Below are 25,781 nucleotides of genomic sequence, written 5' to 3' on the forward strand. Positions count from 1 at the left end.
GGTAGGGTCTGACGCCGTGTCCGGCATTCCCCGTCCCCAGACAGTCCGGCCCTCTCGGCTGGCCGACCTCGCGGTGCTGATCAGCGCCGAGCTGGTCGGTCCCGATGCCGAGGTCAGTGGCGTCACGCACGCCAGTGGCGAGGTGCAGCCGGGTGACCTCTACGCCGCGTTGCCGGGTGCCCGCCGGCACGGCGCCGAGTTCGCCGGTGCCGCCGCGGAGGCCGGTGCGGTCGCGGTGCTCACCGACCCGGCCGGCCGCGACGCCGCGGTCGCTGCCGGGCTGCCGGTGCTCGTCGTGGCCGACCCGCGGGCGGTTCTCGGCGCCGCCGCCTCGCGGATCTACGGCGACCCGACCGAGCGGCTCACCGTCATCGGGCTGACCGGCACCGCCGGCAAGACCTCGACGGCGTACCTGGTCGAGTCGGGGCTGCGGGCCGCCGGGCTGACCACGGGGTTGATCGGCACCGTCGAGACCCGCCTCGGCGACCTGGTCGTGCAGAGCGTGCGCACCACCCCCGAGGCCACCGACCTGCACGCGATCCTCGCCGCCGCCCTGGAGCGCGGGGTCACCGCCGTGGTCATGGAGGTGTCCAGCCACGCGCTGGCCATGGGCCGGGTCGGCGGGGTCCGCTTCGCCGTCGGCGGCTACACCAACTTCGGCCTGGACCACCTGGACTTCCATGCCGACGCCGACGACTACTTCGCGGCGAAGGCGAAGCTGTTCGACGGCCGGTGCCGCTTCGAGGTGCTCAACGCGGACGAGCCGGCCCTGCTGCCGCTGCGCAAGCCAGCCACCATCACGTACTCCGCCGCCGGGGACACCGCGGCCACCTGGTCGGCGAGTGACATCGCCGGCGACGCGTTCGGCCAGCGCTTCACCGCGCACGGCCCGGCCGGGGCGGTGCGCGCGGGTGTCGCGCTGCCCGGCCGGCACAACGTCGCCAACGCGCTGCTGGCGCTCTCCTGCCTGGTCGCGGCCGGCATCGACGCGCAGGTCGCGGCCGACGGCATCGCCGCCTGCCCGGGCGTGCCGGGCCGGCTGGAACGGGTCGACTCGCCCGGCGACGTGTTCGGCGTGGTCGACTACGCCCACAAGCCTGACGCGATCGTGGCCGCGCTGGCCGCGCTGCGCGAGCTCGCGACGACCCGCGGCGGGCACCTGGTCTGCGTGATCGGCGCCGGCGGCGACCGGGACCGCGGCAAACGCCCGCTGATGGGGGCGGCCGCGGCCCGCGGCGCCGACCTGGTCGTCATCACCGACGACAACCCGCGCACCGAGGACCCGGCCGGGGTCCGTGCCGCGGTCCGCCAGGGCGCCGAGCAGGCCGGCGCGGCTGCGAAGATCATCGAGGTGGCCGGCCGCCGGGCCGCGATCGACGAGGCGGTACGCCTGGCCGGTCCCGGCGACGTGGTGGCCGTCCTGGGCAAGGGACACGAGCGAGGCCAGGAGGTGAACGGCGAGGTGCTGCCGTTCGACGACCGGATCGAGCTGGCCGCGGCGCTGGCCGTACGCGCGGGCGGTGCCGCTTGATCCGGATGACCCTGGACGAGATCGCCGAGATCACCACCGGCCACCTCGTCAACGCCGATCCGGCCGCCACCGTCACCGCGGCGGTCGAGTACGACACCCGGGCGGTGCAGCCCGGCGGCCTCTTCGTCGCCTTCGCGGGTGAACGGGTGGACGGTCACGACTTCGCCGCCGCGGCCGTCGCCGCCGGTGCCGTGGGCGTGCTCGGCACTCGTGACACCGGGCAGCCGGGGATCATCGTCGACGAACCGCTGCGGGCGCTGGCCGCGCTGGCCACGGTGGCCGTACGGCGGCTGCCGGAGCTGACGATCGTCGGGCTCACCGGCTCGTCGGGCAAGACCACGACCAAGGACTACATCGGGCAGCTGCTGGCCCGGCTCGGCCCGACCGTGGCGCCCGCCGGCTCGCTCAACAACGAGCTCGGCTTCCCGTACACGGTGCTCAAGGCGGACCCGGCGACCCGGTTCCTGGTGCTGGAGATGGGCGCCCGGGGGATCGGGCACATCCGCTACCTGACCGACATGGCCCGGCCCCGGATCGGCGTGGTGCTCAACGTGGGCGCCGCGCACATCGGCGAGTTCGGTTCCGTCGAGGGCACCGCGCGGGCCAAGGGTGAGCTGGTCGAGGCGCTCGGCGAGGACGGGGTCGCGGTGCTCAACGCCGACGACCCGTTGGTCGCCGCGATGGCCTCGCGCACCGTGGCCCGGGTCGTGTTCGTGGGCGAGTCCGAGACGGCCACCGTGCGGGCGGTCGACGTGACGCTGGACGAGCGCGGGCGGGCGGCGTACACGTTGCTCACCCCCGCCGGGTCGGCGCCGGTGCGGCTGGCCGTGACCGGCCGCCACCAGGTCGGCAACACCCTCGCCGCCGCGGCCGTCGCGCTGGAGGCCGGGATGACGCCGGCCGCCGTGGCCGCCGCGCTGGGTGAGGTCGGCATCGTCTCCGGCCGCCGGATGGACGTCTTCGACACCCCGGGTGGTGTGACAGTCATCGACGACTCGTACAACGCCAACCCGTCGTCGACCGCCGCGGCGCTGCGGGCTCTCGCCGCGCTCGGGGCGGGCCGGCGCACCACAGCTGTGCTCGGTTACATGGCCGAGCTCGGTCAGTTCGAGACTTCGGGACACGAGGAGGTCGGCCGGCTCGCCGCCGAGCTGGGAGTCGACAGAGTGATAGCGGTTGCGGACAATGCCGCCCCGATCCTCGACGGCGCGGCAACGGTGCCCGCCTGGAAGGGCGAGGCGGTGCTCGCGGCCGACCAGGCGGCGGCCGTCGCGGTGCTGCGGGGCGACCTGCGGCCGGGCGACGTCGTGCTGGTCAAGGGATCGCGGTACCGGACGTGGGAGGTGGCCGACGCGCTGCGCGCGGATCCGGCCACGCAGGAGGTAAGCCTGTGAGGGCAGTCATCGTCGCGGCCGCGGTCGCGTTCATCATCTCGCTCTTCGGCACTCCGCTGGCCATCCGCGTGTTCACCGCGCTGAAGGCCGGCCAGCCGATCCGGGCCGTCGGCCCGGCCAGCCACCAGGGCAAGAAGGGCACCCCGACGATGGGCGGGGTGGCGTTCATCTTCGCCACGGTGCTGGCGTACGTGGCCGGGCACATCGCCCTGACCACACTGCCGTCGGAGCAGATCGCCCAGGTCCAGCCGACGATGACGGCGCTGGTCCTGCTCGGGCTGTTCGTCTTCTGCGGCGCCGTCGGCTTCCTCGACGACTTCATCAAGGTCCGCCGGCGCAACTCCGCCGGGCTCAGCGCCAAGGGCAAACTGCTCGGCCAGCTGCTGGTCGGCGGCGGCCTGGGCGTCGCCGCGCTGTACGTGCCCAGCACCAACGGCCAGACGGTGGCGAGCGAGCACATCTCGTTCATCCGCGACATCAGCTTCCTCGACGTCGGCAAGGTCGGCTCCGTGCTGGTCTTCGTCTTCGTCATCATGTCGATGTCCAACGGCGTCAACCTCACCGACGGCCTCGACGGGCTGGCCACCGGCGCGTCGATCCTGGTGCTCGGGGCGTACGGGCTGATCGGGTTCTGGCAGTACCGGCACTGGTGCGGTGACGACACGTACGTGGCCAACCCGGCGAACTACTGCTACGAGGTCCGGGACCCGTTGGAGGTCGCGTTGATCGCGGCCGCGGCGGCCGGCGCCTGTGTCGGCTTCCTGTGGTGGAACACGTCGCCGGCCCGGATCTTCATGGGCGACACCGGCGCGCTGGGCCTCGGTGGCCTGATCGGCGGGCTCGCGATGGCGACCCGGACGACGCTGCTGTCGATCATCATCGGCGGCCTGTTCGTCATCATCACGATGTCCGTGGTCATCCAGATCATCTCGTTCAAGACCACCGGCAAGCGGGTCTTCCGGATGTCACCGCTGCAGCACCACTTCGAGCTGGCCGGCTGGAGCGAGGTCAACATCGTGGTCCGGTTCTGGATCGTGGCCGGCATCTGCGTGGCCATCGGTCTGGGCCTGTTCTACAGCGACTTCCTCGCGGTGATGGGATAGATCTCTCGCGACACGCCAGCTTCGCATCCCGGGGCTGGCGTGTCGCGCCACCATGATGGTCACCATGGGCGAGGACAAGGTAGACACCCGGCCCGCGGTCACCGTGTCGCCGGCGGCGACCGTGCAGCCCGCCGCGCCTGCCGCCCGGCCCCGGTCGCTCAGCCAGCAGCTGCTGCCCGCGGTGCACGGCCTGCTGGCCCGGCCGCTGTCGTCGTACTACCTGCTGCTGGCCAGCTCCGGTCTGCTGCTGCTGATCGGCCTGACCATGGTCTTCTCCGCGACCAGCGTCAAGGCGTACGCCGAGGACGGCAGCGCGTTCTCCGCCATCCGCAACCAGCTGATCTTCGCCGTGCTGGGCCTGGTCGGCTTCTGGGTCTGCCAGCGGCTGCCCGCCACCACGCTGCGCTTCCTCGGCAAGTACGTGCTCGGCACGGCCATCGTCCTGCTGGTCCTGCTGGACCTGCTGATGGCGATGCGCTCGGTCGGCATGATCGATGCGGATCCGCAGACCGGCATCGTCGCCCTGGGCCCGCTGAAGGCCAAGCTGCTGTGGCTCTACATCGGCCCGATCGGCATCCAGCCCTCCGAGATCGCCAAGCTCGGCGTGGTGCTCTGGGGGGCCGACATCATCGCCCGCAAGGGGGCGGCGCTGGGCCACTGGCGCGAGCTCGCGATGCCGCTGTTCCCGCTGGTCGGCCTGCTGTTCGTGCTGGTCGGCTACAACGACCTGGGCACCATGCTGGTGCTGCTCTCGCTGGTGATCGGGCTGCTGTGGGCCGCCGGGGTCCGGATGCGGGTCTTCGCCGCCCTCGGGGTGCTCGGCCTGTCCGGCATCGGCCTGCTGATCGCCGCGGCGTCGCGCGGGGCCGGCTCCGGCGCGGTCGGCGAGGAGAACTACCGGCTGGCCCGGATCACCGTGCTGTTCAAGCCGCTCGAGGACTGCCAGTCGGACTTCTGCTACCAGATGGTGCAGGGCCGCTCGGCGATCTACGAGGGCGGCTGGTTCGGCGTCGGGCTGGGCAAGGGCGCCCTGAAGTGGAACTGGTTGCCCGCGGCCGACAACGACTTCATCTACGCCGTCGTGGCCGAGGAGCTCGGGGTGGTCGGCTGTGCCGTCATCCTGGCGCTGTTCGCTGTGCTGGCGTACACCGGCTTCCGGATCGCGCGCCGGGTCGACGACCCGTTCCGCCGGCTGGCCGCCACCGGCATCACCACCTGGCTGGTGGCCCAGGCCGTGATCAACATCGGCGGGGTGGTGGGCCTGCTGCCGATCACCGGGCTGCCGCTGCCGTTCATCTCCACCGGTGGCAGCGCCCTGGTCGTGACGCTGGCCGCGATCGGCATCCTCGCCTCCTTCGCCCGCGCCGAGCCGGACGCCGCCCGGGCCCTGCACGCCCGTCCGCCCGCCCGATGGGTACGGCTACTCTGGGCCCCGCTGCCGCCGCTCCCCCCGCCGCGGCGGCCGGCCAAGCCGCGCCCGCCCGCCCGGTGATCGGGCATCCGGGCACCAGATCCGGCGGGGGAGAACTGGAGACCGTGATGGGTCTGCTGCGGTCTGTCGTGCTCGCCGGGGGAGGCACCGGCGGTCACATCTATCCGCTGCTCGCCTTCGCCGACGCCCTGCGCCGCCACTTCCCCGAGGTGCGGATCACGACGCTGGGCAGCCCGAAGGGCATGGAGAACGAGCTGATCCCGCCGGCCGGCTACGACCTGCGGGTCATCCCGGCGTTCCAGCTGCCCCGCGCGCTCAACCTGAACCTGCTGCGCACCCCGGACCGGATGTACAAGTCGGCCCACGCGGCCGGTCAGATCCTCGACGAGGTGCAGGCGGACGTGGTGGTCGGCTTCGGCGGTTACGTGTCGGTGCCGGCGTACCTGGCGGCCTGGCGGCGCGAGCTGCCCATCGTCATCCACGAGGTGAACGTGCCGCCGGGGGTGGCCAACCGGATGGGCATGAAGTTCACCAAGAACATCGCGGTGGGGTTCCCGACCCAGCCGCAGCAGGCCGAGTCGCTGCGCGACGCCCGGGTCGTCGGCGTACCGCTGCGCACGTCCATCACCCGGATGGACCGGCACGCGCTGCGCCCGCAGGCCCTGGCCCACTTCGGGCTGCGCCCGGACCTGCCGGTGCTGTTCGTCTCCGGTGGCTCGTCCGGGGCCCGCACGATCAACCTGGCGGTGGCCGGGGCGGCCAAGAAGCTGGCCCACGCGGGCATCCAGGTGCTGCACGTGCAGGGCGGGCGCAACGACCCGTTCGAGATCCCCAGCGATCTGCCGGTGCCGTACGTGGTGGTGCCGTACCTGTCCGACATGAACCTGGGCTACGCCGCCGCCGACCTGATGCTGTGCCGGGGCGGGGCGATCACCGTCGCCGAGACCACCGCGATCGGCATGCCGGCGATCTACGTGCCGTACCCGTTCAGCAACCAGGAGCAGAAGCGCAACGCCCTGCCCGTGGTCGAGGCCGGCGGCGGTCTGCTGGTGGACAACGCCGAGCTGACCCCGGAGTGGATCGAGCGTACGGTCATCCCGCTCGCCCGGGACCCGCGGCGCCTCGCCACAATGGGTGCCGCGGCGGGCGGCTACGGCCGCCGCGACGGCGACGAGGCCCTGCTCGACTTCGTGTGCGAGGCAGTGGCCCGCCGATGAGTCCTTCGACAACCAGGGGAGTGGTCCTGTGAACACGGCGGAACTGACGCCGGCCGGCGAGCTGACCGCCGAGCAGCTGGGCACCGTCCACCTCATCGGCATCGGTGGCGTGGGCATGGGCGGCCTGGCCCGGCTGCTGCTGACCCGGGGTGTCCCGGTCTCCGGCAGCGAGCTGCGGGAGTGGCCGGCCCTGGCCGCGCTGCGCGCGCTCGGCGGCACGGTGCACATGGCGCACGAGGCGTCCAACCTCGACGGCGTCGACACGGTCGTCTACTCGACGGCGATCCCGCAGGACCACGTCGAGATCGTCGAGGCGCGCCGGCGCGGGCTGCGGGTGCTGCACCGGTCCGAGGCGCTGGCCGCCGCGATGACCGGGCGCCGCACGATCGCGGTGGCCGGCACCCACGGCAAGACCACCACCACGTCGATCATGACGGTGATCCTGCAGCACGCCGGCGAGGACCCGTCGTTCGTCATCGGCGGTGAGATCTCCGCGGCCGGCTCCAACGGCCACCACGGTTCCGGCAGCTACTTCGTGGCCGAGGCCGACGAGAGCGACAAGTCGTTCCTGATCTACCGGCCGCACGTCGCCATCATCACCAACATCGAGGGCGACCACCTCAACAACTGGGGTGACCTGGCCGGGCTCAAGGCGGGCTTCCTGGAGTTCGCCGAGCTGACCGACCCGGACGGCTTCGTGGTCACCTGTGCCGACGACGAGGGCGTGCAGGAGCTGATCGGCGCGCTGCGGGCCGCCGGTCGCACGGTCTACACGTACGGCGAGTCCGAGGCCGCCGACCTGCGGGTCACCGACGTGGTCTCCTCTGTGCAGGGCGTGCGTTACCAGGCCACGCTGGACGGCAAGCCGCTCGGCGAGATCGCGCTGGCGCTGCCCGGCCGGCACATGGGCCTCAACGGCGCCGCGGCGGTGCTGACCGCGATGCGGCTGGGCATCCCGCTGCAGAAGATCACCGAGGCGCTCGCCTCCTTCCCGGGGGTGCGGCGGCGTTTCGAGCGCAAGGGCACGGTCGCCGGCGTGCGCGTCTACGACGAGTACGCGTACCACCCGACCTCGGTCAAGGCGGCTCTGCGCACGCTGCGCGAGGTGGCCGGGGACGGGCGGCTCGTGGTGGTGTTCCAGCCGTACCGGGTCTACCGCACCCGTGACCTGCAGACCGAGCTGGCCGAAGGGCTGGCCCTGGCCGACGAGGTGATCGTCATGGAGGTCTTCGGGCCCGGTGAGCAGCGTGGTCCCGGTGAGGGCGGCGTCGCGCTGACCGCGGCCGTCGACCTGCCGGCGGAGCACAAGGTCTTCGTGCCGTCGTGGGAGGACGTGCCCGCCGAGGTGCTGCGGCGCAGCCGGCCCGGCGACGTCGTGGTCACCATGGGCGCGCCGCCGATCTCGATGATGGGTGACGAGTTGCTGGCCGCCCTGGCCGAGGCCTGACCGGACCGGGAGACCACATGAGCGACGGCGGGGGCGGGCGCAGCTGGCGGCTGGTGCGGGCGGACACGGATGCCGTGCCGACCTCGGTCCGGCGGTTCATGGCCCGCGCCCGCCGGCGCAAGCTGCGTGCGGCGTTGCCCTGGGCGGTCACGGCGGGCGTGCTGCTCGTCGTGGGGGCGGTCGCCTGGATCGTGTACGGCACGTCGGTGCTGGGCGTGCGCCAGGTCGAGGTGGTCGGCACCGATTCGCTCACGCCGCTGCAGGTCGAGGAGGCTGCCGCCGTACGGATGAAGCAGCCCCTGGCCGGCGTCGACCTGGACCGGATCCGGGGCCGGGTGGAGGGTCTGCCCGCGGTCGACCGCGCCGTGGTGTCCCGCAGCTGGCCCGGAACCGTCGTGATCGAGGTCGTGGAGCGCACGCCCGTCGCCGTCGTGGCGGCGGGCAAGAATTTCACCCTGATCGACGGTGAGGGCGTCGCCTACCGCACGGTCTCCCGGCGCCCGCCCGGTCTGCCGCTGGCGCAGCTCACCGCGCCGGGCCCGGACGACATCAACACCCGGTCGGCGCTCACCGTGCTGTCGTCGCTGACCGCGGAGCTGCGCGAGCAGGTCGTCTCGATCTCTGTCCTGGCTCCCGCGCAGGTGCGGCTGGGGTTGCGCAAGGACCGCGAGGTCTTCTGGGGTGACGAGACGCAGAGCGAGCGGAAGGCTCAGGTGGCGACCGTGCTGCTCGAGCGCAAGGGCGACACGATCGATGTCAGCGCCCCGGACGTGGTGACCATCCGCTAACCGGACAAAGATGGCCGAACGGCGCATTCCGTCCAAGGTTACGGCTGAGTCGGATACTCGCCACGTAAGCGGACGCCGACACGCCGCGTCGGTCCTTGGTTGTCGCCTGTCCGCCGCTTACGTTGCCCCGAGAGGTTCGAGTAGTTGACATAACACTAAGCCTCTAGTAGAGGGTGAGGGTTTCCTCGCCCTCCCTTGTACGGCGCGGGTATCGATGGCGGTTCTTGGCCGGACCGCTGGGGCCCTCGACACCCACAACCCTGAAGGGAAGGCTGAGCCCGATGACACCTCCGCACAACTACCTTGCGGTCATCAAGGTCGTCGGCATCGGCGGCGGCGGCGTCAACGCCGTGAACCGCATGATCGAGGTTGGGCTCAAGGGAGTCGAATTCATCGCGATCAACACCGATGCGCAGGCGCTGCTGATGAGCGACGCCGACGTCAAGCTCGACGTCGGCCGCGAACTCACCCGGGGCCTCGGCGCCGGCGCGCAGCCGGACGTCGGCAAGAACGCCGCCGAGGACCACCGCGACGAGATCGAGGAAGTCCTCAAGGGCGCCGACATGGTCTTCGTGACCTGCGGCGAGGGCGGCGGCACGGGCACCGGTGGCGCCCCCGTGGTCGCCAACATCGCCCGCAAGCTGGGCGCCCTGACCATCGGCGTGGTGACCCGGCCGTTCTCGTTCGAGGGCAAGCGCCGCCAGGTGCAGGCCGAGGCGGGCATCGACGAGCTGCGCAACCAGTGCGACACCCTCATCGTGATCCCGAACGACCGGCTGCTCGCCCTGGGTGACCGCGGCATCAGCATGATGGACGCGTTCCGCCAGGCCGACCAGGTGCTGCTCTCCGGCGTGCAGGGCATCACCGACCTGATCACCACCCCGGGCCTGATCAACCTCGACTTCGCCGACGTGAAGAGCGTGATGAGCGGCGCGGGCAGCGCGCTCATGGGCATCGGCAGCGCGCGCGGCGACAACCGCGCCGTCGAGGCGGCCGAGAAGGCCATCTCCAGCCCGCTGCTGGAGCAGAGCATGGACGGTGCGCGCGGCGTGCTGCTCTCCATCGCCGGCGGCTCCGACCTCGGTCTGTTCGAGATCAACGACGCGGCCCAGCTGGTCACGGACGCGGCCCACCCGGACGCCAACATCATCTTCGGCGCGGTCATCGACGACGCGCTCGGCGACGAGGTGCGGGTCACGGTCATCGCCGCGGGCTTCGACGGGGGCACGCCCTCGTACAAGCCGGCTGAGACCGGCCGCAAGGTGGTCCAGCAGGCCTCGGCACCGCCCGCGGTCGCGCCGTCCTCGCCGGTGCCGGTGACGCCGCCGGCGCCGCCCGCCGCGACCACCCCGCCGCCGCGCCGGGTGCTCTTCGACGACGTGGACGTGCCGGACTTCCTGAAGAACGGCTCCTGAGGGCATTGGCAAAAGAGGCGCGCCGCGACGAGCTGGCGGCCTCGCTGGACGAGGTACGCCGGCGGATCGAGCGTGCCTGCACGGCGGCCGGCCGCGACCCGGGGTCGGTGACCCTGGTCGCGGTGACCAAGACGTACCCGGCGAGCGACGTCGAGTTGCTCGCCGGGCTCGGCGTCACCGACGTCGGGGAGAACAAAGATCAGGAAGCGGCGGCCAAGGCGGCGGCCGTGACGGCTGCACTGCGCTGGCATTTTGTCGGTCAGCTGCAGCGCAACAAGGCCAAATCGGTGGTCACCTACGCCGACGTCGTGGAATCGGTGGACTCGACGCGCCTGGCCGGGGCGCTCGCCACGGCCGCGGCCCGGCTGCGCGAGCGTCCGCTGGACGTGCTGGTGCAGGTCAGCATCGACGGTGATCCCGCCCGCGGCGGGGCGGTGGCGGACGGCAGCGATCCCGATCGCGACCTGTGGCGGGTGGCGGCGGCGGTCGAGGCGGCCGAGGGTCTGCGGCTGGGCGGCGTGATGGCGGTGGCGCCGCGCGGGTGGGAGCCGTCCCGGGCCTTCGAGGAACTGGCCGGCCTGGCGGCCCGGCTGCGGTCCGAATATCCGGACGCGACAGACATTTCGGCCGGCATGAGCGGCGACCTCGAGCAGGCGGTCCGGCACGGCGCGACACACGTACGGATCGGCACTTCTTTGCTCGGGATGCGAAACACGCTGCGGTAGCCTTGCGGCGGGCAGCAAACTACATACGTGTTGTTTACGCGCGACGTGCCTCGGCCGACGCGCCCGGACGACGCAGCGTCGCAGCGGGCCGCGGTCATGTTTACCGAACGCGGGATCCGTGCAAGGGGGGACGCGGCACGCCGAGGGGGCGCGGGCCGCACAGCGGACGGAGGTGGGGGCATGGACGAGCGGTTCGGCGCCGAGCAGGGGCTGGTGAAGTCATGAGCGCTTTGCGAAAGGCCGGCGTGTGGCTCGGCCTCGTGGAAGAGGACGACCAGTACGACGACCGCTACCGCGACGGAGGCGGCTACCGCGAGCGTGAGCGCGACCGGGACCGCGACTCCGGTTACCGCTACGCCGACGAGTTCGCCGACGAAGAGGACGACGTCGAGGAGGCGCCCGCGCTGCCGCGGGCCCGCCAGGAGCGCAGTGGCCGCCTGGAGCGCGCCGCCGCCCGCCTCGACCTCGACCGGGACGACCACGACCGGCCGGAACGGCAGGAGCGCGCCAGCGTGCGCTCGATCACCCGGCCGCCGGCGCCGGTCGCCGAGCCGACGGGCTACTCCACCCGCGACAACCTCGCGCTCGCCCCGCAGACCCAGGTGCACCAGCGGGTCGTCGAGGAGGACCAGCGCTACCAGATCACCACGCTGCACCCGACCACGTACCGCGAGGCGCGCACCATCGGCGAGCACTTCCGCGACGGCGTACCGGTCATCATCAATCTCACCGAGATGGATGAAGGGGACGCCCGCCGGCTCGTTGACTTCGCCGCCGGGCTGGCTTTCGGTCTGCGCGGTACGATCGAGCGCGTGACCAACCGGGTTTTCCTGCTCTCACCGGCCAACGTCCAGGTCACGGCAGAGGACAAGGCCAAGATCGCTGAGGGCGGTTTCTTCAACCAGAGTTGACCCTAACGAGGGACCCGCCTGACGTGCTGTCGATCGTGTTTCAGATCATCTATCTGCTGCTCTATGTGTTCTTCCTGACCCTGCTCGCCCGGTTCGTCCTGGGTGCGGTGCTGCAGTACGGGCGTCGGTGGCAGCCGGGCCGAGGGGCGTCGGCGGCATTGGAATCGGTGTGGAGCGTCACTGATCCACCCCTCAAGGCGTTGAGGCGTGTGATCCCACCGCTTCGAATTGGTACCGTGAGTTTGGACCTGGCGTCCCTGGTCCTGCTGGTTATCCTGTTCGTGCTTTTGAACTTCGTGTTAGCGCGTCTGATCATCGCGTTCGCGTGACAGCGTCCGCCTGATCGACTGCGCCCCACGCGGCCGCAACTGACCCGAGGAGTTTCGATGCCGCTGACCCCGGCGGACGTGCACAACGTCGCCTTCAAGAAACCCCCTATCGGCAAGCGGGGGTACGACGAGGAGGAGGTCGACGCCTTCCTGGACGAGGTCGAGCGCGAACTCGCCCGTCTGATCGAGGAGAACAACGAGCTGCGCGCCCAGGTGGAGCGCGGCGGTCGGGGTGGCGCACCAGCCGGCCCGAGCGCCGACCCGCGGATGGCGGCGGAGCTCAACGAGATGAAGGCCCAGCTCGACCGGGTGCAGCGCGACAAGTCTGCCGCTGAGCAGGCTGCCCGGCAGATGCAGGCCGAGCTGGAGCAGGTCCGGGCCCAGGGCCCGGTCGGCGCCGGTGCCGGAGCCCCCACGGGCGCCGACGGCGAGCAGCAGGCGCTGCGCGTGCTGATGATGGCCCAGCGTACGGCCGACGACCACGTGTCCGACGCCCGCCGCGAGGCCGACAAGCTTCTCTCCGACGCCCGCTCCAAGGCGGAGGAGGTCACCCGCGAGGCCCGCGCCAAGGCGGACGCCCTGGAGCGCGACGCGCGCCAGCGGCACCAGGAGGCCATGGGCGGCCTGGACGCCAAGCGGTCGGCGCTGCAGAAGCACATCGAGGAGCTCAAGCAGTTCGAGCGGGAGTACCGCACGCGGCTGAAGGCGTACCTCGAGAGCCAGCTGCGCGACCTCGACGGTCGTGGCCAGGGCCTCGAAGCCGAGATGACCCGCGCCGACGCCAACCGTTCGGTCGGCGGCTCCGGTGGCCTCGCGGCCGCGGGCCTCGCCGGCTCGTACGGCGGCAGCCGCGCCAACTCCATCGAGACCGGCCGCTGAGCCTCGGCTTGCGGAACGGTCGCACAGCGGCGGGGATGAGCCATGATCGTTGTTAGTCTGCTGCTCATCCTCGTCGCCGTCACGCTGCTCGTGCTCGGCCTCGTGGGCGGGTCGAGCTCTCTGTTGATCAGCTCCATCGTCGCCAGCCTGCTGGCCGCGGTGGCCCTGGTCATCGGTGCCCGCCAGGCCTCGGCCGCCCGGCGCGCGGCGACAGCCCCGGCCGGCGATGCCGCACGCGCGGCCCCCGCCCCCGACGCTGCTTATGCGCCCGACGCCGCCTACGTGGCAGGCCACGAGGACGCGGAGGAGCACCTGACGGGGCCGGACGCGACCCAGCGGGTGCAACCGGATGCCGACCTCTACGACTACGACGACGCTGCGGCCGGCCGGCCTTCCTCGGGTCAGACGGCCGGCCCGGCGCCGACGGAATCGGCACCGGACCCGACCGCCGACTACGAGCACGCCGCGAGTTTCATCGGCGGCGCTCGTGCGGACGACCCGTCCTCGGGTGAATTCGACGAGCCGGACCCGGACGACCCGGACGACGAGCCCCTGCCCCAGTCGGTCCGCCCGGCGGACGCGGTACGGGTGGCCAGCCTGGACGCCGAGGTGCTGGTGGTCGACGGCCGGCCCCGGTACCACCTGGCGGATTGTTCGCATTTGGTAGGGCGGATGACTGAGGGGCTGCCTGTTGCTGAGGCGGTTGAGCTCGGGTTCAGCCCTTGTGGGCTGTGCCGGCCGGTTGATCGGCTGGTCGCTGCGGCCGCCCGCCGCTGACCGTCCGCGGCTTTGGGCCCGGTCCGACGATCAAGATCAGCGGCCTGGGCTGGGGAATCTTCGTCGTCAGGTTCGCCGCCCGCCGTTGCTGGCCCCCGCAGGGTTTGTCGGCTTGCTCTTGGCGCCCGGCGGCCCGTGACCGGGCATTTCCGCCTGCCCATCGGCTCGTGACCGGGCATTTCCGCCCTGCCCCGCGGCCCGTGGCCGGGCGCGCCTGGACGTTTGCCCGGCGGCTCGTGACCGGGCTCTCGACTCTGCTGGGCGGCTCGTGGCCGGGCGCGCCTGGACGTTTGCTCGGCGGCTCGTGACCGGGCATCGGCCCTGCTCGGCGGCTCGTGACCGGGCTATTGACCCTGCTGGGCGGCTCGTGGCCGGGCGCGACCGGATTTTGCCCGGCGGCTCGTGACCGGGCATCGGCCCTGCCCGGCGGCCCGTGACCGGGCTATTGACCCTGCTCGGCGGCTCGTGGCCGGGCGCGCCTGGACGTTTGCCCGGCGGCTCGTGACCGGGCTCTTGACCTTGCTCGGCGGCTCGTGGCCGGGCGCGCCTGGACGTTTGCCCGGCGGCTCGTGACCGGGCATCGGCCCTGCCCGGCGGTCCGCGACCGGGCACTTGGCGGCGTCCGGGCGGACTCTTGGACAAATTAGGTCCGTGCTCGGCCAAGCTTGCGCTTTCCCCGGCTATTCGGGGCCTGCCTGCGGCCTCGCGCGAGGCCGCCTTCGCTTCTAGAAGACCTTGGTAAAAAATGGCCGTCATAGGGGCCAATCGCGACCAAGATCTACCGTCGCTGCGCCCGCTGGGGCCTGATCCCGCCTGAGGGGGCCCGGCGCGGCGGCGAAGAGGGCGCCGGGCGGAGCAGGGCAAGGCAGGGCAAGGCGGGGCGCGGAAGGCAGGGGGCTCGGAAGGCGGGGCGAGGCGGGGCAGAGAAGGCAGGGGGCGGGGAAGGCAGTGCGGGGTGGGGAAGCGGGGCGCGGGAAGGCGAGGCGGGGCAGAGAAGGCAGGGGGCGGGGAAGGCAGTGCGGGGTGGGGAAGGCGGGGCGCGGGAAGGCGAGGCGGGGAAGGCAGGGCGAGGCGGGGCGAGGCGGGGCGAGGCGGGGCGAGGCGGGGCGAGGCAGGGCGAGGCGGGGCGGGCGGGGGTTGGCGGAACGTCGGATTTGGTGGGGTGTCGGTGATCGGCACAATGGGGCATGGCCAAGCGGCGCGTCCCCTCACCCGATCCGGCCACCACCCGACCCGGCGCGAGCACGCCGCGAGCCGGTCAGAGCGCCGGTGACGGGTGGCGGTCCGTCGTGGTGCGGGTGCGGCCCGGCGCTGGGCGTACCCAGGTCGGTGGGCGTTATGAGGGGCCGCACGGGCCCGCGCTGATCGTCGCCGTCGGGGCGCCCGCGGTTGACGGGAAGGCTACCGAGGCCGTCAGGCAGGCGCTTGCCGTTGCGCTCGGGGTCAAGGCCCGGGACGTCGAGCTCAAGGTCGGCGCCACCAGCCGGGACAAAGTCTTTACCGTGGCCGGGGACGTCGGGGAGCGGTTCGCCGCCCTGCGTGACGGCAGCGCATGACCGGCGGGCTCGACCTTGCGTTGCTTGTCGGTGCCGCCGTGCTGCTGGTCGCCGTCGGTGCTGTTCGGCTCTCCACCCGGCTCGGACTGCCCAGTCTGCTCGTCTACCTGTTGATCGGTGTGGTCATCGGGGAGGCCGGCTTCGGTATCCGCTTCGATGATGCCGAACTCACCCGTACCCTCGGATTCTGCGCCCTGATCATGATCATCGCCGAGGGTGGGCTGACCGCCCGCTGGAGCACGTTGCGGCCGGTTCTGGGGTTGTCGGCCACCTTGGCCACCCTCGGGGTGGCCGTGAGTATCGCCGTGGTCGGCGTCGTCGTGCATTTTGTGCTCGACGTGGACTGGCGTCTCGCGTTGCTCTACGGCGCGGTGCTCTCGTCCACCGACGCCGCCGCGGTCTTCGCCACCCTGCGGGTGTTGCGGCTGCCACCCCGGCTGGTCGCCACGCTCGAGGCCGAGTCCGGCATGAACGACGCCCCGGTGGTCCTGCTGGTCGTCCTGCTGTCGGCCACTGCCGGGATGACCCACCCCTGGTGGTACGAGCTCCTGATCGTCATCTACGAGCTCGCTGCCGGCGCCGCGATCGGGCTGGCCGTGGGGGCGACCGGGCGCTGGTTGCTGCGCAATGCCGCCCTGCCGTCGGCGGGTCTCTATCCGATCGCGGCGGTCGCGCTCACCTTCCTGGCGTACGCGGCCGGCGCCGTCGCCCACGCCTCCGGTTTCCTCGCCGTCTACGTGGCCGGGGTGGTTATCGGCAATGCCCGGTTGCCGCATCGCCAGGCCATTCTCGGGTTCGCCGACGCGCTGGCCTGGGTCGCCCAGATCGGCCTGTTCGTGCTGCTCGGGCTGCTCGCCTCGCCGGCCCGGCTGGGTGAGGCGCTGGTGCCCGCGCTGGTTGTCGGGTGCGCGCTCGTGCTGCTGGCCCGGCCGCTGTCGGTCTGGATCTCGGCGTTCGTCAGCCGCAGTTTCCGGGAGCTGGGCCGGTCGGGGCGGACGTTCCTGTCCTGGGCCGGGTTGCGCGGGGCGGTGCCGATCGTGCTGGCCACCATTCCGCTGTCCAGTGCGACGCCCGGGGCCGAGACGCTCTTCGATGTGGTGTTCGTGCTGGTGATCATCTTCACGCTGGTGCAGGCCGGCACGCTGGCGCCCGTTGCCCGGCTGCTGCGCATCACCGCGCCCACCGAGGCCATCGAGATCCAGGTCGAGACCGCGCCGCTGGAGCAGATGCACGCCGACCTGTTGCAGCTCGACGTGGCGCCGGGTTCGCGGCTGGCCGGAGTGCACATCGACGAGTTGCGGCTGCCGGTCGGTGCGGTGGTGACGCTGGTGGTGCGGGAGGGGGCCGGCTTCGTGCCGGGGCCGGACACCCGGCTGCGGACCGGCGACGGCCTGCTGATCGTGACCACGGCGGCGGCCCGGGACCTGGCCGAGCGGCGGCTGCGGGCGGTGAGCCGGCGGGGACGGCTGGCCCGCTGGTTCGGTGAGGACGGCCGCGACAGATCTTGAGCGCGGGGGTTGTGGGCGTTTGGTCCTGTCTGACGATTCGGCTGCGTCGATTAGGGCGCTGGGGGCCAACCCAGCGGAAGTGGCAGGTGCGAACGAGGCGGGTGTGGTCGTCGGGTATCTGACGAGGGTGTTCGGGGCATTCGTCCCGGTTACCCGGTCACCGGGCCGGTGCGCCGTGTTGTCGCTGCTCTTCACGTTCCGTATCCTTGCCACCCTCCGGAGTGCGCGGCGATCCATGGCCGCGCCGTTTGTGCACGTGGGGGCCGGTGCACGGGTCGCGTGGGGGCGCGGCCGGGGCACCGATACGGGACGGGTGGCCGACCACGTCCCGATGACCGCTGGAAGACCGCCGATTCGCCGCGTGCAGCGCGGCTCAGGGGAGCGACGATGGCCAAGGCAACCGACACCAGGTCCGCGTCGACCGCGAAGGCCGCGCCCGCCAAGGCGCGCAGCGCGGCGGAGACCGAGAAGATCCGCGTCGCGCTCGTGGAGCGCCGCGACGAGCTGCAGGCCGAGTACGACCAGACGCTCAGCGAGATCACCGAGCTGCAGCGGGACCGGCTCACCGACTCCGCCGGCGACGACGAGGGTGACCGGGGCACCAAGACCGGGGAGCGGGAGCAGGAGATCACTCTGGCCAACAATCTCCTCGACCGGATCACACAGGTGGAACGCGCCATCGACCGGCTCGGGACGGGCAACTACGGTTGGTGCGAGCGATGCGGCAACGCCATCCCCGTCGAGCGGCTGGCGGCGTTCCCGGTCGCGACCCTCTGTGTGTCCTGTAAGCAGTTGGAGGAACGACGCTGAACGCCGACGAGGCTGCGGGTGGCACCACGGCGACCGCGTCCGGGCCCGGGTTGTCCTCCGGGTTCGCGCGCCGCGCCGTGGCGGTGCTCGCCATCACCGCCCTGCTCGCCGTCGTGCTCGACCAGGTCGTCAAGGAGCTCTCCACCAAGGGGCTGACCGAGGGCGAGCCGGTCCGGATCCTGGGCGGACTGGTCTATCTGTCGCTGCTGCGCAACAGCGGGGCCGCGTTCAGTCTCGGCAGTGGTTACACCTGGGTGTTCCCCCTGGTCACGATCGTGGTGATCGGCTGGATCACCTTCATGGTCCGCAAGCTGCGCTCGGTGCCGTGGGCGATCGCCCTCGGGCTGGTGCTCGGCGGCGCGCTCGGCAACCTGGGCGACCGGCTGTTCCGGGCGCCCGGGCCGTTCCAGGGTCACGTCGTCGACATGATCAGCCTGTTCGGGCCGTACGGGGAACACTTCGCGGTCTTCAACATCGCCGACAGCTGCCTGTCCGTCGGCGTCGTCCTCGCCGTGCTGCTGGAGCTCACCGGGCGCCAGCGTGACGGCAGCAGGGCCACCTCCAGGAAAGCCGAGACCGCATGACCTCCCGTTCCCTGCCCGTACCGGACGGTCTGGACGGCATGCGTCTCGACCAGGCCGTGTCGCGCATCTTCGGCCTGTCCCGCACCGCCGCCGCGACCCTGGTCGAGTCCGGTGACGCGCTCGTCGACGGCATCCCGCGGCCGAAGTCCGACAAGGTCTCGGCCGGTTCGTGGCTCGAGGTCACGCTGCCGCCGCCGGTGACCGCGCCGACGCTGGAAGCCACGCCGGTGCACGGCATGAAGATCATCTACAGCGACGACGACATCGTCGTGGTGGACAAGCCGGTCGGGGTGGCCGCGCACCCGAGCCCGGGCTGGACCGGCCCGACGGTCATCGGCGGGCTCGCCGCGATGGGCCAGAACGTCGCGACCAGCGGCGCCGCCGAGCGCCAGGGGGTCGTGCACCGCCTCGACGTCGGCACCACCGGGCTCATGGTGGTGGCCAAGAGCGAGCTGGCCTACAGCGCGCTGAAGCGGGCTTTCAAGGAGCGCGAGGTCGACAAGCGCTACCACGCGGTCGTGCAGGGCCACCTGGACCCGCTGCGCGGCACGATCGACGCGCCGATCGACCGGCACCCCACCGCCGACTACCGGTACGCGGTGATGAACGGCGGCAAGCCCAGCGTCACCCACTACGACACGATCGAGGCGTTCCGCTCGGCCAGCCTGGTCGACGTCAAGCTGGAGACCGGCCGGACCCACCAGATCCGGGTGCACTTCTCCGCGATGCGGCACCCGTGCGTCGGCGACATCACGTACGGGGCCGATCCGACCCTGTCCGCGCGGCTCAAGCTGGGCCGGCAGTGGCTGCACGCCCGCGAGCTCGGCTTCCTGCACCCCCGTACGCAGGACGAGGTCCGTTTCGTCAGCGACTACCCTGACGACCTGGGGTACGCGCTGGACGTGCTCCGCGACGCGAGCTGACGACCGCCGTCTGAGGGGGCGACCTCGATGAGGACAGGGGACAGGGTGCTTCCGCCGCTGACCCGCGGCCTGTCCCGCATCGGCACGGCCCCGTTGCGGATCCTCAGCGGGCTGGCCGTGGCCTCGGTGACCGCGCTGCTCATCGCGGTGGTCTGGGCGGCCGACCACGGGCCCGAGGCGGTCGATCCCAGCGGTGACGTGGTGCGGGTCGGGGTGGTCGAGGGCCAGTCCGTCTCCGGCTATCTGCGTTCCAGCCGCGGTGAGCTGGCCGCGCTGCTGCCCTCGTCGGGTTCGCCGGTGGCCGGGGAGACGTGGGCGCTGGTCAGCCTGCGGTCCTACCTGCCGCCGGACAAGCTGCAGGCGACCCTCGCCGGGGTCCCGGTGGCCGAGGTCTACGCCCGGGCACCCCTGCCGGGGGTACGCACCCCGGTGGTCAAGATGCCCGTCTACCGGATGCCGCAGGACGTGGTGACCGGCATGCTGAACGCCGCTCTGGCCCGTGACCAGGAGCAGGCCGACTATCAGAAGCTCGGCGAAGAGCTGGAGGGCGACGGCGTCGACCAGATCAGGCTGCGCCGGGCGTACGACAACGCCGCGCAGACCGCCGCCTCGGAGGCCGCCGCGTATCGCGCCCATTGCGCCTGTGTCTTCGCCGCCGTGGTGCGGGCCGCGCCCGCCGTGCTGGAGGATCTCGCCGGCCGCGCCGAGGTGCGGGTGGTCGATCCGGCCCCCGAGGTCCGCAGCCTGGACCGTACGGAGTTCCGCCCGGTCCGGCCGGAACAGACCACCACGGTCCCCGACGATCCGGAGTCAGGTGCGCCCACCGTGCCTTCGCGGTCGCGCAGTGTTGCCCCCGCCCGCCCTGCGCCACTACCCTCATCGACCGGGGCTGCTGTGACATCGGCCTCACCCGACGGCCCCGTCCTGGGGTCCGGTCCGTCTGCCCCGGCAGTTCAGGAGAGCGCTGCCGTTGCCTCCGCGTCACCCGTGGGACCGGGTCCCGGCCAGCCGCCGACCGCCTCAGGAGCATCTCGCGACGCTTCTGGGCGTTGACATCCTGAACGACCGAGTCCTGTGGTGCGTACGGGTAGGTGCACGTGCACGTGGTTTCTGCCACTGGGTGATCAAGACCGCCGGGCATTTGCGGGTTCCGGGTGTGGCCTGAATAGGGTTGGCGTCCGTAGCCTGTCGGAGAACGGGCGGCCCGTCAGGGCATCGGACAGGCGTCACAAGGGCACATCGAGTAGTCGCTGGGAGGACGAGCCGTGGATGGGACCGAGACCGGCTGGGGCCGGCCTGCGGAACCAGCCCCGCGTTGGCGGGCGCTGCTCGACCGTGCCCGGCACGGGTCACGGACGGCCGACGAGGCCGAGACGGACCGTGAGGAAGCGGAGGCCGAGGCCCGCCGTACGGCGGGCGGTCAACCGCTGCCCGGACGTCCCGGCCGGCCCTTCAACCCGCTCGATCCCCGGCAGAGCGATCCGCGGCAGAGCGACCCGGCCCGTGGTGCCTTCGACCAGCGCCCGACGGAGCGCCGCCCGGTCAACCCGCTGGATCCGCGCCGTCCCGGCCGGGCCAGCCTGGGCGAGCGGCTGGGCCAGTCCGAGCCGCTGGCGCCACCGTCCGACCCGCGCCCGATGGATCCCCGTTCCGTCGATCCCCGCCTGGGTGAGCCGCGTCCCGAGGCGCGGCCGATGAACCCGCTCGCCGAGGCCCGCCGCCAGTCGCGGATCGGTGAGGGCTTCCAGTCCCGTTCGGCTCCCGAGGAGCCGCACAGCTTCTTCAATCCGGCCACCCGGTCCGTACCGTCGTCGATCGGTCGGGTCGCGCCCGAGCTGGCGCCCCCGCCGCCGAGCCGCGGTGCCGCCTCGGTCGGGTCCGCGTCGGTCATGCCGCCGCCGGTGGCCCCCGCGCCGCCTCCGCCGGCCCTGCAGCCGCCGCCCACCCTGCCCCCGACCACCGCGCCCATGCCGACCTCGCCCGCGCCGGCGCGCATCGAGTGGCGGCAGGCCCGGCCCGAGCAGGAGGACCGCGCGGTCTCGGTGCTGCGCCGCAAGCTCGGCAAGCCGCGGGTGCTGGCCTTCGCCAATCCCAAGGGCGGCGTGCACAAGACGACCGCCACCGTGCTCGCCGCGGCCACCATCGGCAGCGTGCGGGGCCGGGGCGTGCTGGCCTGGGACGACAACGAGCTGCGCGGCACGCTGGGCCTGCGGGCCGGCAGTGCCCGGCACGCGCGGACGATCCGGCACCTGGTCAGCGAGCTGCTCGAGATCGAGAACATGCACGGCGAGCAGATGATGTCGCACCTGGACGACTTCCTGCGGCACGCCTCCGACGGCTCGTACGACGTGCTGGCCGGCGAGGAGAATCCCCGTTTCGCCCAGCGGCTCGACCAGAGCACCGTGCGCCGCGTGATGGATCTGCTGCGCCGCACCCACGACGTCATCTGCGTCGACACCGGCAACAACGTCGAGAGCGTCAACTGGCAGACCGTGATGCGCAGCGCCGACCAGCTGGTCATCACCACGGTGCCGCGCGAGGACGCCGCGTTCACCGCCGACTGGATGCTGGACGTGCTCAACGAGACCGGCATGGAGGATCTGGTCGCCAACGCGGTGACGTTGATCTCCTGTCCGTCGCCCGGCAAGCTGCCGCTGCTCGACGATCTGGCCAAGCATTTCGCCACCCGGACGCGGGCCGTCGCGGTGGTCCCGTACGACCCTGCGCTCGAGGTTGGGTCATCGATCGAGTACAGCGTGCTGCAGCCGGAGACCCGCCAGGCGTGGCTGCGCGCCGCGGCTGTGATGATCGAGCCATTCGCCGAATAGATCGGGTGTCAGCGGTGCCTCGCGGGGCCGCACCGGACTAGGCTCTGGCGAGTCCGGAAACGCCGCGGCAAAGGGGGCCCTGGGTGTCTGACTCGTTCGTGCATCTCCACGTGCACACCGAGTATTCGATGCTCGACGGCGCCGCCCGGGTCAAGGATCTGCTCGCCGAGGCCAACCGCCTCGGCATGCCGGCCGCGGCGATCACCGACCACGGCAACATGCACGGGGCGTACGACTTCTACAAGCAGGCCACGGCGGCCGGGGTCACTCCGGTGATCGGCGTCGAGGCGTACGTCGCCCCCGAGTCGCGGCTGACCAAGAGCCGGATCAAGTGGGGCCGCCCGGAGCAGAAGGGCGACGACGTCGCCGGTAACGGCGCCTATACCCACATGACCATGTGGGCCCGCAACGCCGTCGGGCTGAAGAACCTCTTCCGGCTCAACTCGCGGGCCTCCATCGAGGGCCAGATGGGCAAGTACCCGCGGATGGACTTCGACATCATCGCGGAGCACGCCGAGGGCATCATGGGCACCACCGGCTGCCCGTCCGGCGCCGTGCAGACCCGGCTCCGGCTCGGCCAGTTCGACGAGGCGCTCAAGTCCGCGGCGATGTACCAGGAAGCACTCGGCGCGGACAACTACTTCCTCGAGATCATGGACCACGGCCTGTCGATCGAGAAGCGGGTCCGCGACGGCCTGCTGGAGATCGGCAAGAAGCTCAACATCCCGCCGCTGGTCACCAACGACTCGCACTACACGCACGAGTCCCAGGCCGAGGCGCACGACGTGCTGCTCTGCGTGCAGACCGGCAGCAACGTCGCCGACCCCAACCGGTTCCGCTTCGACGGCGCCGGCTACTTCGTCAAGTCGGCCGACCAGATGCGCGCGGTCGACTCGTCCGACGCCTGGCTGGAGGGTTGCCGCAACACCCTGCTGGTGGCCGAGCGGGTGGACACCGACGGCATGTTCACCTTCAAGAACCTGATGCCGCGTTTCCCGGTGCCCGAGGGTCACACCGAGGAGACCTGGTTCCGGCACGAAGCGTTCGAGGGACTGAAGCGGCGTTTCCCCGGTGGCATCCCGGAGACGCACCTCAAGCAGGCGGAGTACGAGCTCGGGATCATCATCCAGATGGGCTTCCCGTCGTACTTCCTCGTGGTCGCCGACTTCATCCAGTGGTCCAAGCGCAACGGCATCGCGGTCGGCCCGGGCCGCGGCTCGGCCGCCGGCTCGCTGATCGCGTACGCGATGGGCATCACCGACCTGGACCCGCTGCCGCACGGGCTGATCTTCGAGCGCTTCCTCAACCCGGAGCGCGTCTCCATGCCCGATGTCGACATCGACTTCGACGAACGCCGGCGCGGCGAGGTCATCCGGTACGTGACCGACCGCTGGGGCGAGGACAAGGTCGCCCAGATCGCCACCTTCGGCACGATCAAGGCCAAGGCCGCGATCAAGGACTCGGCCCGGGTGCTGGGTTACCCGTACGCGGTGGGCGACCGGATCACCAAGGCCATGCCGCCCGCCGTGATGGGCAAGGACATCCCGCTCTCCGGCATCTTCGACAAGGACCACAAGCGGTACGGCGAGGCCGGCGAGATGCGCTCGCTGTACGACACCGATCCCGACGTCAAGAAGGTCATCGACACCGCCCGGGGCATCGAGGGCCTGATCCGGCAGACCGGCGTGCACGCGGCCGGCGTCATCATGAGCGCCGAGCCGATCATCGACCACATCCCGCTGATGCGGCGCCCGGCCGACGGCGCGATCATCACGCAGTTCGACTACCCGACCTGCGAGACGCTGGGCCTGCTCAAGATGGACTTCCTGGGCCTGCGCAACCTGACGATCATCGACGACGCGGTCAAGAACATCGAGCTCAACCACGGCAAGAAGATCGACCTGCTGGCGCTGCCGCTGGACGACAAGCCGACGTACGACCTGCTGGCCCGCGGCGACACGCTGGGGGTGTTCCAGCTCGACGGTGGCCCGATGCGCTCGCTGCTGCGGCTGATGAAGCCGGACAACTTCGAGGACATCTCCGCCGTGCTGGCGCTCTACCGGCCCGGCCCGATGGGTGCCGACTCGCACACCAACTACGCGCTGCGCAAGAACAAGCTGCAGGAGATCACCCCGATCCACCCCGAGCTGGAGGAGCCGCTCGAGGAGATCCTCGGCCCGACGTACGGCCTGATCGTCTACCAGGAGCAGGTGCAGCGCGCCGCGCAGAAGCTGGCCGGCTACTCGCTGGGCCAGGCCGACCTGCTGCGCCGGGCCATGGGTAAGAAGAAGCGCGAGGTCCTCGACAAGGAGTACGTCTCCTTCCGCGACGGCATGAAGCAGCGCAACTACTCCGACGCCGCGATCAAGGCCCTCTGGGACGTCCTGGTCCCGTTCGCCGACTACGCCTTCAACAAGGCCCACACCGCCGGGTACGGCCTGGTGTCCTACTGGACCGGCTACCTCAAGGCCAACTACCCGGCCGAGTACATGGCCGGCCTGCTCACCAGCGTCGGTGACGACAAGGACAAGATGGCGATGTACCTGGCCGACTGCCGGCGCATGGGCATCCAGGTGCTGCCGCCGGACGTCAACCAGTCCGCCGGCCCGTTCACCCCGGTCGGCAAGAACATCCGCTTCGGCCTGGCCGCGGTCCGCAACGTCGGGCACAACGTCGTCGACGCCATCGTGCGCTGCCGCAAGGAGAAGGGCGACTACGGGGACTTCTACGAGTTCCTGTCCAAGGTGGACGCCGTCGCCTGCAACAAGAAGACGGTGGAATCGCTGATCAAGGCCGGCGCCTTCGACTCGATGGGGCACACCCGCAAGGGCCTGCTCGCCGTGCACGCCGAGGCGATCGACGCGTACGCGGACGTCAAGAAGAACGAGGCGGCCGGCCAGTTCGACCTGTTCGCCTCGTTCGGCGAGGACTCCGGCGCCGGCAGCGCGGCCACCGTGGCGATGCCCACGATCGGCGACAGCGAGTGGGACAAGCGCGACAAGCTGGCCTTCGAGCGCGAGATGCTCGGCCTCTACGTCTCCGACCACCCCCTGGCCGGCCTCGAGCAGCTGCTGCACAACTCGGCCGACACGACCATCGCCGCCCTCAACGAGGAGGGCTCGGTGCCGGACGGGCAGGTCGTCACGCTCGCCGGCATCCTCACCGGGGTGCAGCGCCGGATCACCAAGCAGGGCCGGGCCTGGGCCTCGGCCACGCTGGAGGACCTGGCCGGCGGCGTCGAGGCGCTGTTCTTCCCGAACACGTACGAGGTGATCGGCCAGTACATCGCCGAGGACGCCATCGTCATCGTCAAGGGCCGGGTGGACCGCCGCGACGACACCCCGCGGATCATGGCGATGGACATGTCGATGCCCGACGTCACGCACAACCCGGACAGCAAGCCGATCACCCTGACCATGCCGATCACCCGGTGCACCCCGCCGCTGGTCGACGAGCTCAAGGAGATCCTGGTCAGCCACCCGGGCGACGCCGAGGTGCACGTCCACCTGCAGAACGGCAGCCGCACCACGATCTTCCGGCTGGGCGCGGTGCGGGTGGCCCCGACGCCGGCGCTGCGGGCCGACCTGAAGATGATCCTCGGTCCGTCGGCGGTCCTCTGATGCC

At 71.6% G+C, this 25,781-nt stretch carries 21 protein-coding genes; all 21 read left to right on the forward strand.

Annotated elements, in window-relative coordinates:
- The first annotated feature begins 16 nt into the window (after nt 1-16).
- The 21 genes from ACQP2Y_RS10205 to dnaE all read left to right on the forward strand — a co-directional run bounded on the left by ACQP2Y_RS10205 (nt 17) and on the right by dnaE (nt 25,777).
- Nucleotides 17-1,531 carry a UDP-N-acetylmuramoyl-L-alanyl-D-glutamate--2,6-diaminopimelate ligase gene (locus tag ACQP2Y_RS10205; protein WP_433726676.1) on the forward strand — a complete coding sequence of 505 codons (1,515 nt, stop codon included), beginning with the start codon at nt 17-19 and terminating at the stop codon, nt 1,529-1,531.
- Nucleotides 1,528-2,925, forward strand: coding sequence for a UDP-N-acetylmuramoyl-tripeptide--D-alanyl-D-alanine ligase (locus ACQP2Y_RS10210; protein ID WP_433726678.1), 1,398 nt, complete (start codon nt 1,528-1,530; stop codon nt 2,923-2,925). Before ACQP2Y_RS10205 ends, ACQP2Y_RS10210 begins: the two co-directional genes overlap by 4 nt.
- Complete coding sequence (gene mraY, locus ACQP2Y_RS10215) at nt 2,922-4,028, forward strand: phospho-N-acetylmuramoyl-pentapeptide-transferase (RefSeq protein WP_360548009.1); 1,107 nt, start codon at nt 2,922-2,924, stop codon at nt 4,026-4,028. The genes ACQP2Y_RS10210 and mraY overlap by 4 nt, the downstream gene beginning before the upstream one ends.
- Nucleotides 4,029-4,092: 64 nt before the next feature.
- Entirely contained in the window at nt 4,093-5,520 is a 1,428-nt protein-coding gene (locus ACQP2Y_RS10220) for an FtsW/RodA/SpoVE family cell cycle protein (protein ID WP_433726680.1), read from the forward strand.
- 47 nt (nt 5,521-5,567) lie between these two features.
- Nucleotides 5,568-6,677 (forward strand): undecaprenyldiphospho-muramoylpentapeptide beta-N-acetylglucosaminyltransferase, encoded by a 1,110-nt coding sequence (gene murG, locus ACQP2Y_RS10225; RefSeq protein ID WP_433726682.1) that lies wholly within the window; start codon nt 5,568-5,570, stop codon nt 6,675-6,677.
- Nucleotides 6,678-6,705: 28 nt separating this feature from the next.
- Nucleotides 6,706-8,124: a UDP-N-acetylmuramate--L-alanine ligase gene (gene murC, locus ACQP2Y_RS10230; protein ID WP_433726684.1), complete on the forward strand. Its 1,419-nt coding sequence runs from the start codon at nt 6,706-6,708 to the stop codon at nt 8,122-8,124.
- Between the two features lie 17 nt (nt 8,125-8,141).
- Nucleotides 8,142-8,912 carry a cell division protein FtsQ/DivIB gene (locus tag ACQP2Y_RS10235; RefSeq protein ID WP_360826182.1) on the forward strand — a complete coding sequence of 257 codons (771 nt, stop codon included), beginning with the start codon at nt 8,142-8,144 and terminating at the stop codon, nt 8,910-8,912.
- A 281-nt stretch (nt 8,913-9,193) separates the two neighbouring features.
- Complete coding sequence (ftsZ, locus tag ACQP2Y_RS10240; protein WP_433726687.1) at nt 9,194-10,327, forward strand: cell division protein FtsZ; 1,134 nt, start codon at nt 9,194-9,196, stop codon at nt 10,325-10,327.
- Complete coding sequence (locus tag ACQP2Y_RS10245) at nt 10,324-11,052, forward strand: YggS family pyridoxal phosphate-dependent enzyme (protein ID WP_433731879.1); 729 nt, start codon at nt 10,324-10,326, stop codon at nt 11,050-11,052. The genes ftsZ and ACQP2Y_RS10245 overlap by 4 nt, the downstream gene beginning before the upstream one ends.
- Before the next feature lie 221 nt (nt 11,053-11,273).
- Complete coding sequence (locus ACQP2Y_RS10250; RefSeq protein WP_433726689.1) at nt 11,274-11,963, forward strand: cell division protein SepF; 690 nt, start codon at nt 11,274-11,276, stop codon at nt 11,961-11,963.
- A gap of 23 nt (nt 11,964-11,986) precedes the next feature.
- On the forward strand, nt 11,987-12,292 hold the full coding sequence (locus tag ACQP2Y_RS10255; RefSeq protein WP_203762600.1) for a YggT family protein: 306 nt from the start codon (nt 11,987-11,989) through the stop codon (nt 12,290-12,292).
- Between the two features lie 57 nt (nt 12,293-12,349).
- Entirely contained in the window at nt 12,350-13,171 is an 822-nt protein-coding gene (locus ACQP2Y_RS10260) for a DivIVA domain-containing protein (RefSeq protein ID WP_212993913.1), read from the forward strand.
- 42 nt (nt 13,172-13,213) lie between these two features.
- Nucleotides 13,214-13,948, forward strand: a complete 735-nt coding sequence (locus tag ACQP2Y_RS10265; RefSeq protein ID WP_433726692.1) for a hypothetical protein — start codon at nt 13,214-13,216, stop codon at nt 13,946-13,948.
- Nucleotides 13,949-15,135: 1,187 nt separating this feature from the next.
- Complete coding sequence (locus tag ACQP2Y_RS10270) at nt 15,136-15,504, forward strand: DUF167 domain-containing protein (RefSeq protein ID WP_433726694.1); 369 nt, start codon at nt 15,136-15,138, stop codon at nt 15,502-15,504.
- Nucleotides 15,501-17,012: a potassium/proton antiporter gene (locus ACQP2Y_RS10275; RefSeq protein ID WP_433726696.1), complete on the forward strand. Its 1,512-nt coding sequence runs from the start codon at nt 15,501-15,503 to the stop codon at nt 17,010-17,012. The genes ACQP2Y_RS10270 and ACQP2Y_RS10275 overlap by 4 nt, the downstream gene beginning before the upstream one ends.
- 387 nt (nt 17,013-17,399) lie before the next feature.
- Complete coding sequence (locus tag ACQP2Y_RS10280) at nt 17,400-17,822, forward strand: TraR/DksA family transcriptional regulator (RefSeq protein ID WP_360547991.1); 423 nt, start codon at nt 17,400-17,402, stop codon at nt 17,820-17,822.
- On the forward strand, nt 17,819-18,406 hold the full coding sequence (gene lspA / locus ACQP2Y_RS10285; protein ID WP_433731881.1) for a signal peptidase II: 588 nt from the start codon (nt 17,819-17,821) through the stop codon (nt 18,404-18,406). The genes ACQP2Y_RS10280 and lspA overlap by 4 nt, the downstream gene beginning before the upstream one ends.
- Complete coding sequence (locus ACQP2Y_RS10290) at nt 18,403-19,329, forward strand: RluA family pseudouridine synthase (RefSeq protein ID WP_433726699.1); 927 nt, start codon at nt 18,403-18,405, stop codon at nt 19,327-19,329. The genes lspA and ACQP2Y_RS10290 overlap by 4 nt, the downstream gene beginning before the upstream one ends.
- A 45-nt stretch (nt 19,330-19,374) precedes the next feature.
- Entirely contained in the window at nt 19,375-20,382 is a 1,008-nt protein-coding gene (locus tag ACQP2Y_RS10295; RefSeq protein ID WP_433726701.1) for a hypothetical protein, read from the forward strand.
- 212 nt (nt 20,383-20,594) lie between these two features.
- Nucleotides 20,595-22,157, forward strand: coding sequence for an AAA family ATPase (locus ACQP2Y_RS10300; RefSeq protein ID WP_433726703.1), 1,563 nt, complete (start codon nt 20,595-20,597; stop codon nt 22,155-22,157).
- Between the two features lie 83 nt (nt 22,158-22,240).
- The gene (dnaE, locus tag ACQP2Y_RS10305; RefSeq protein WP_433726705.1) at nt 22,241-25,777 is read left to right on the forward strand and encodes a DNA polymerase III subunit alpha; all 3,537 of its coding nucleotides are present in this window, start codon (nt 22,241-22,243) and stop codon (nt 25,775-25,777) included.
- Nucleotides 25,778-25,781: the final 4 nt, after the last annotated feature.

Origin of the sequence: Actinoplanes sp. CA-051413 (assembly GCF_050955795.1) — a bacterium.
GTDB lineage: Bacteria > Actinomycetota > Actinomycetes > Mycobacteriales > Micromonosporaceae > Actinoplanes.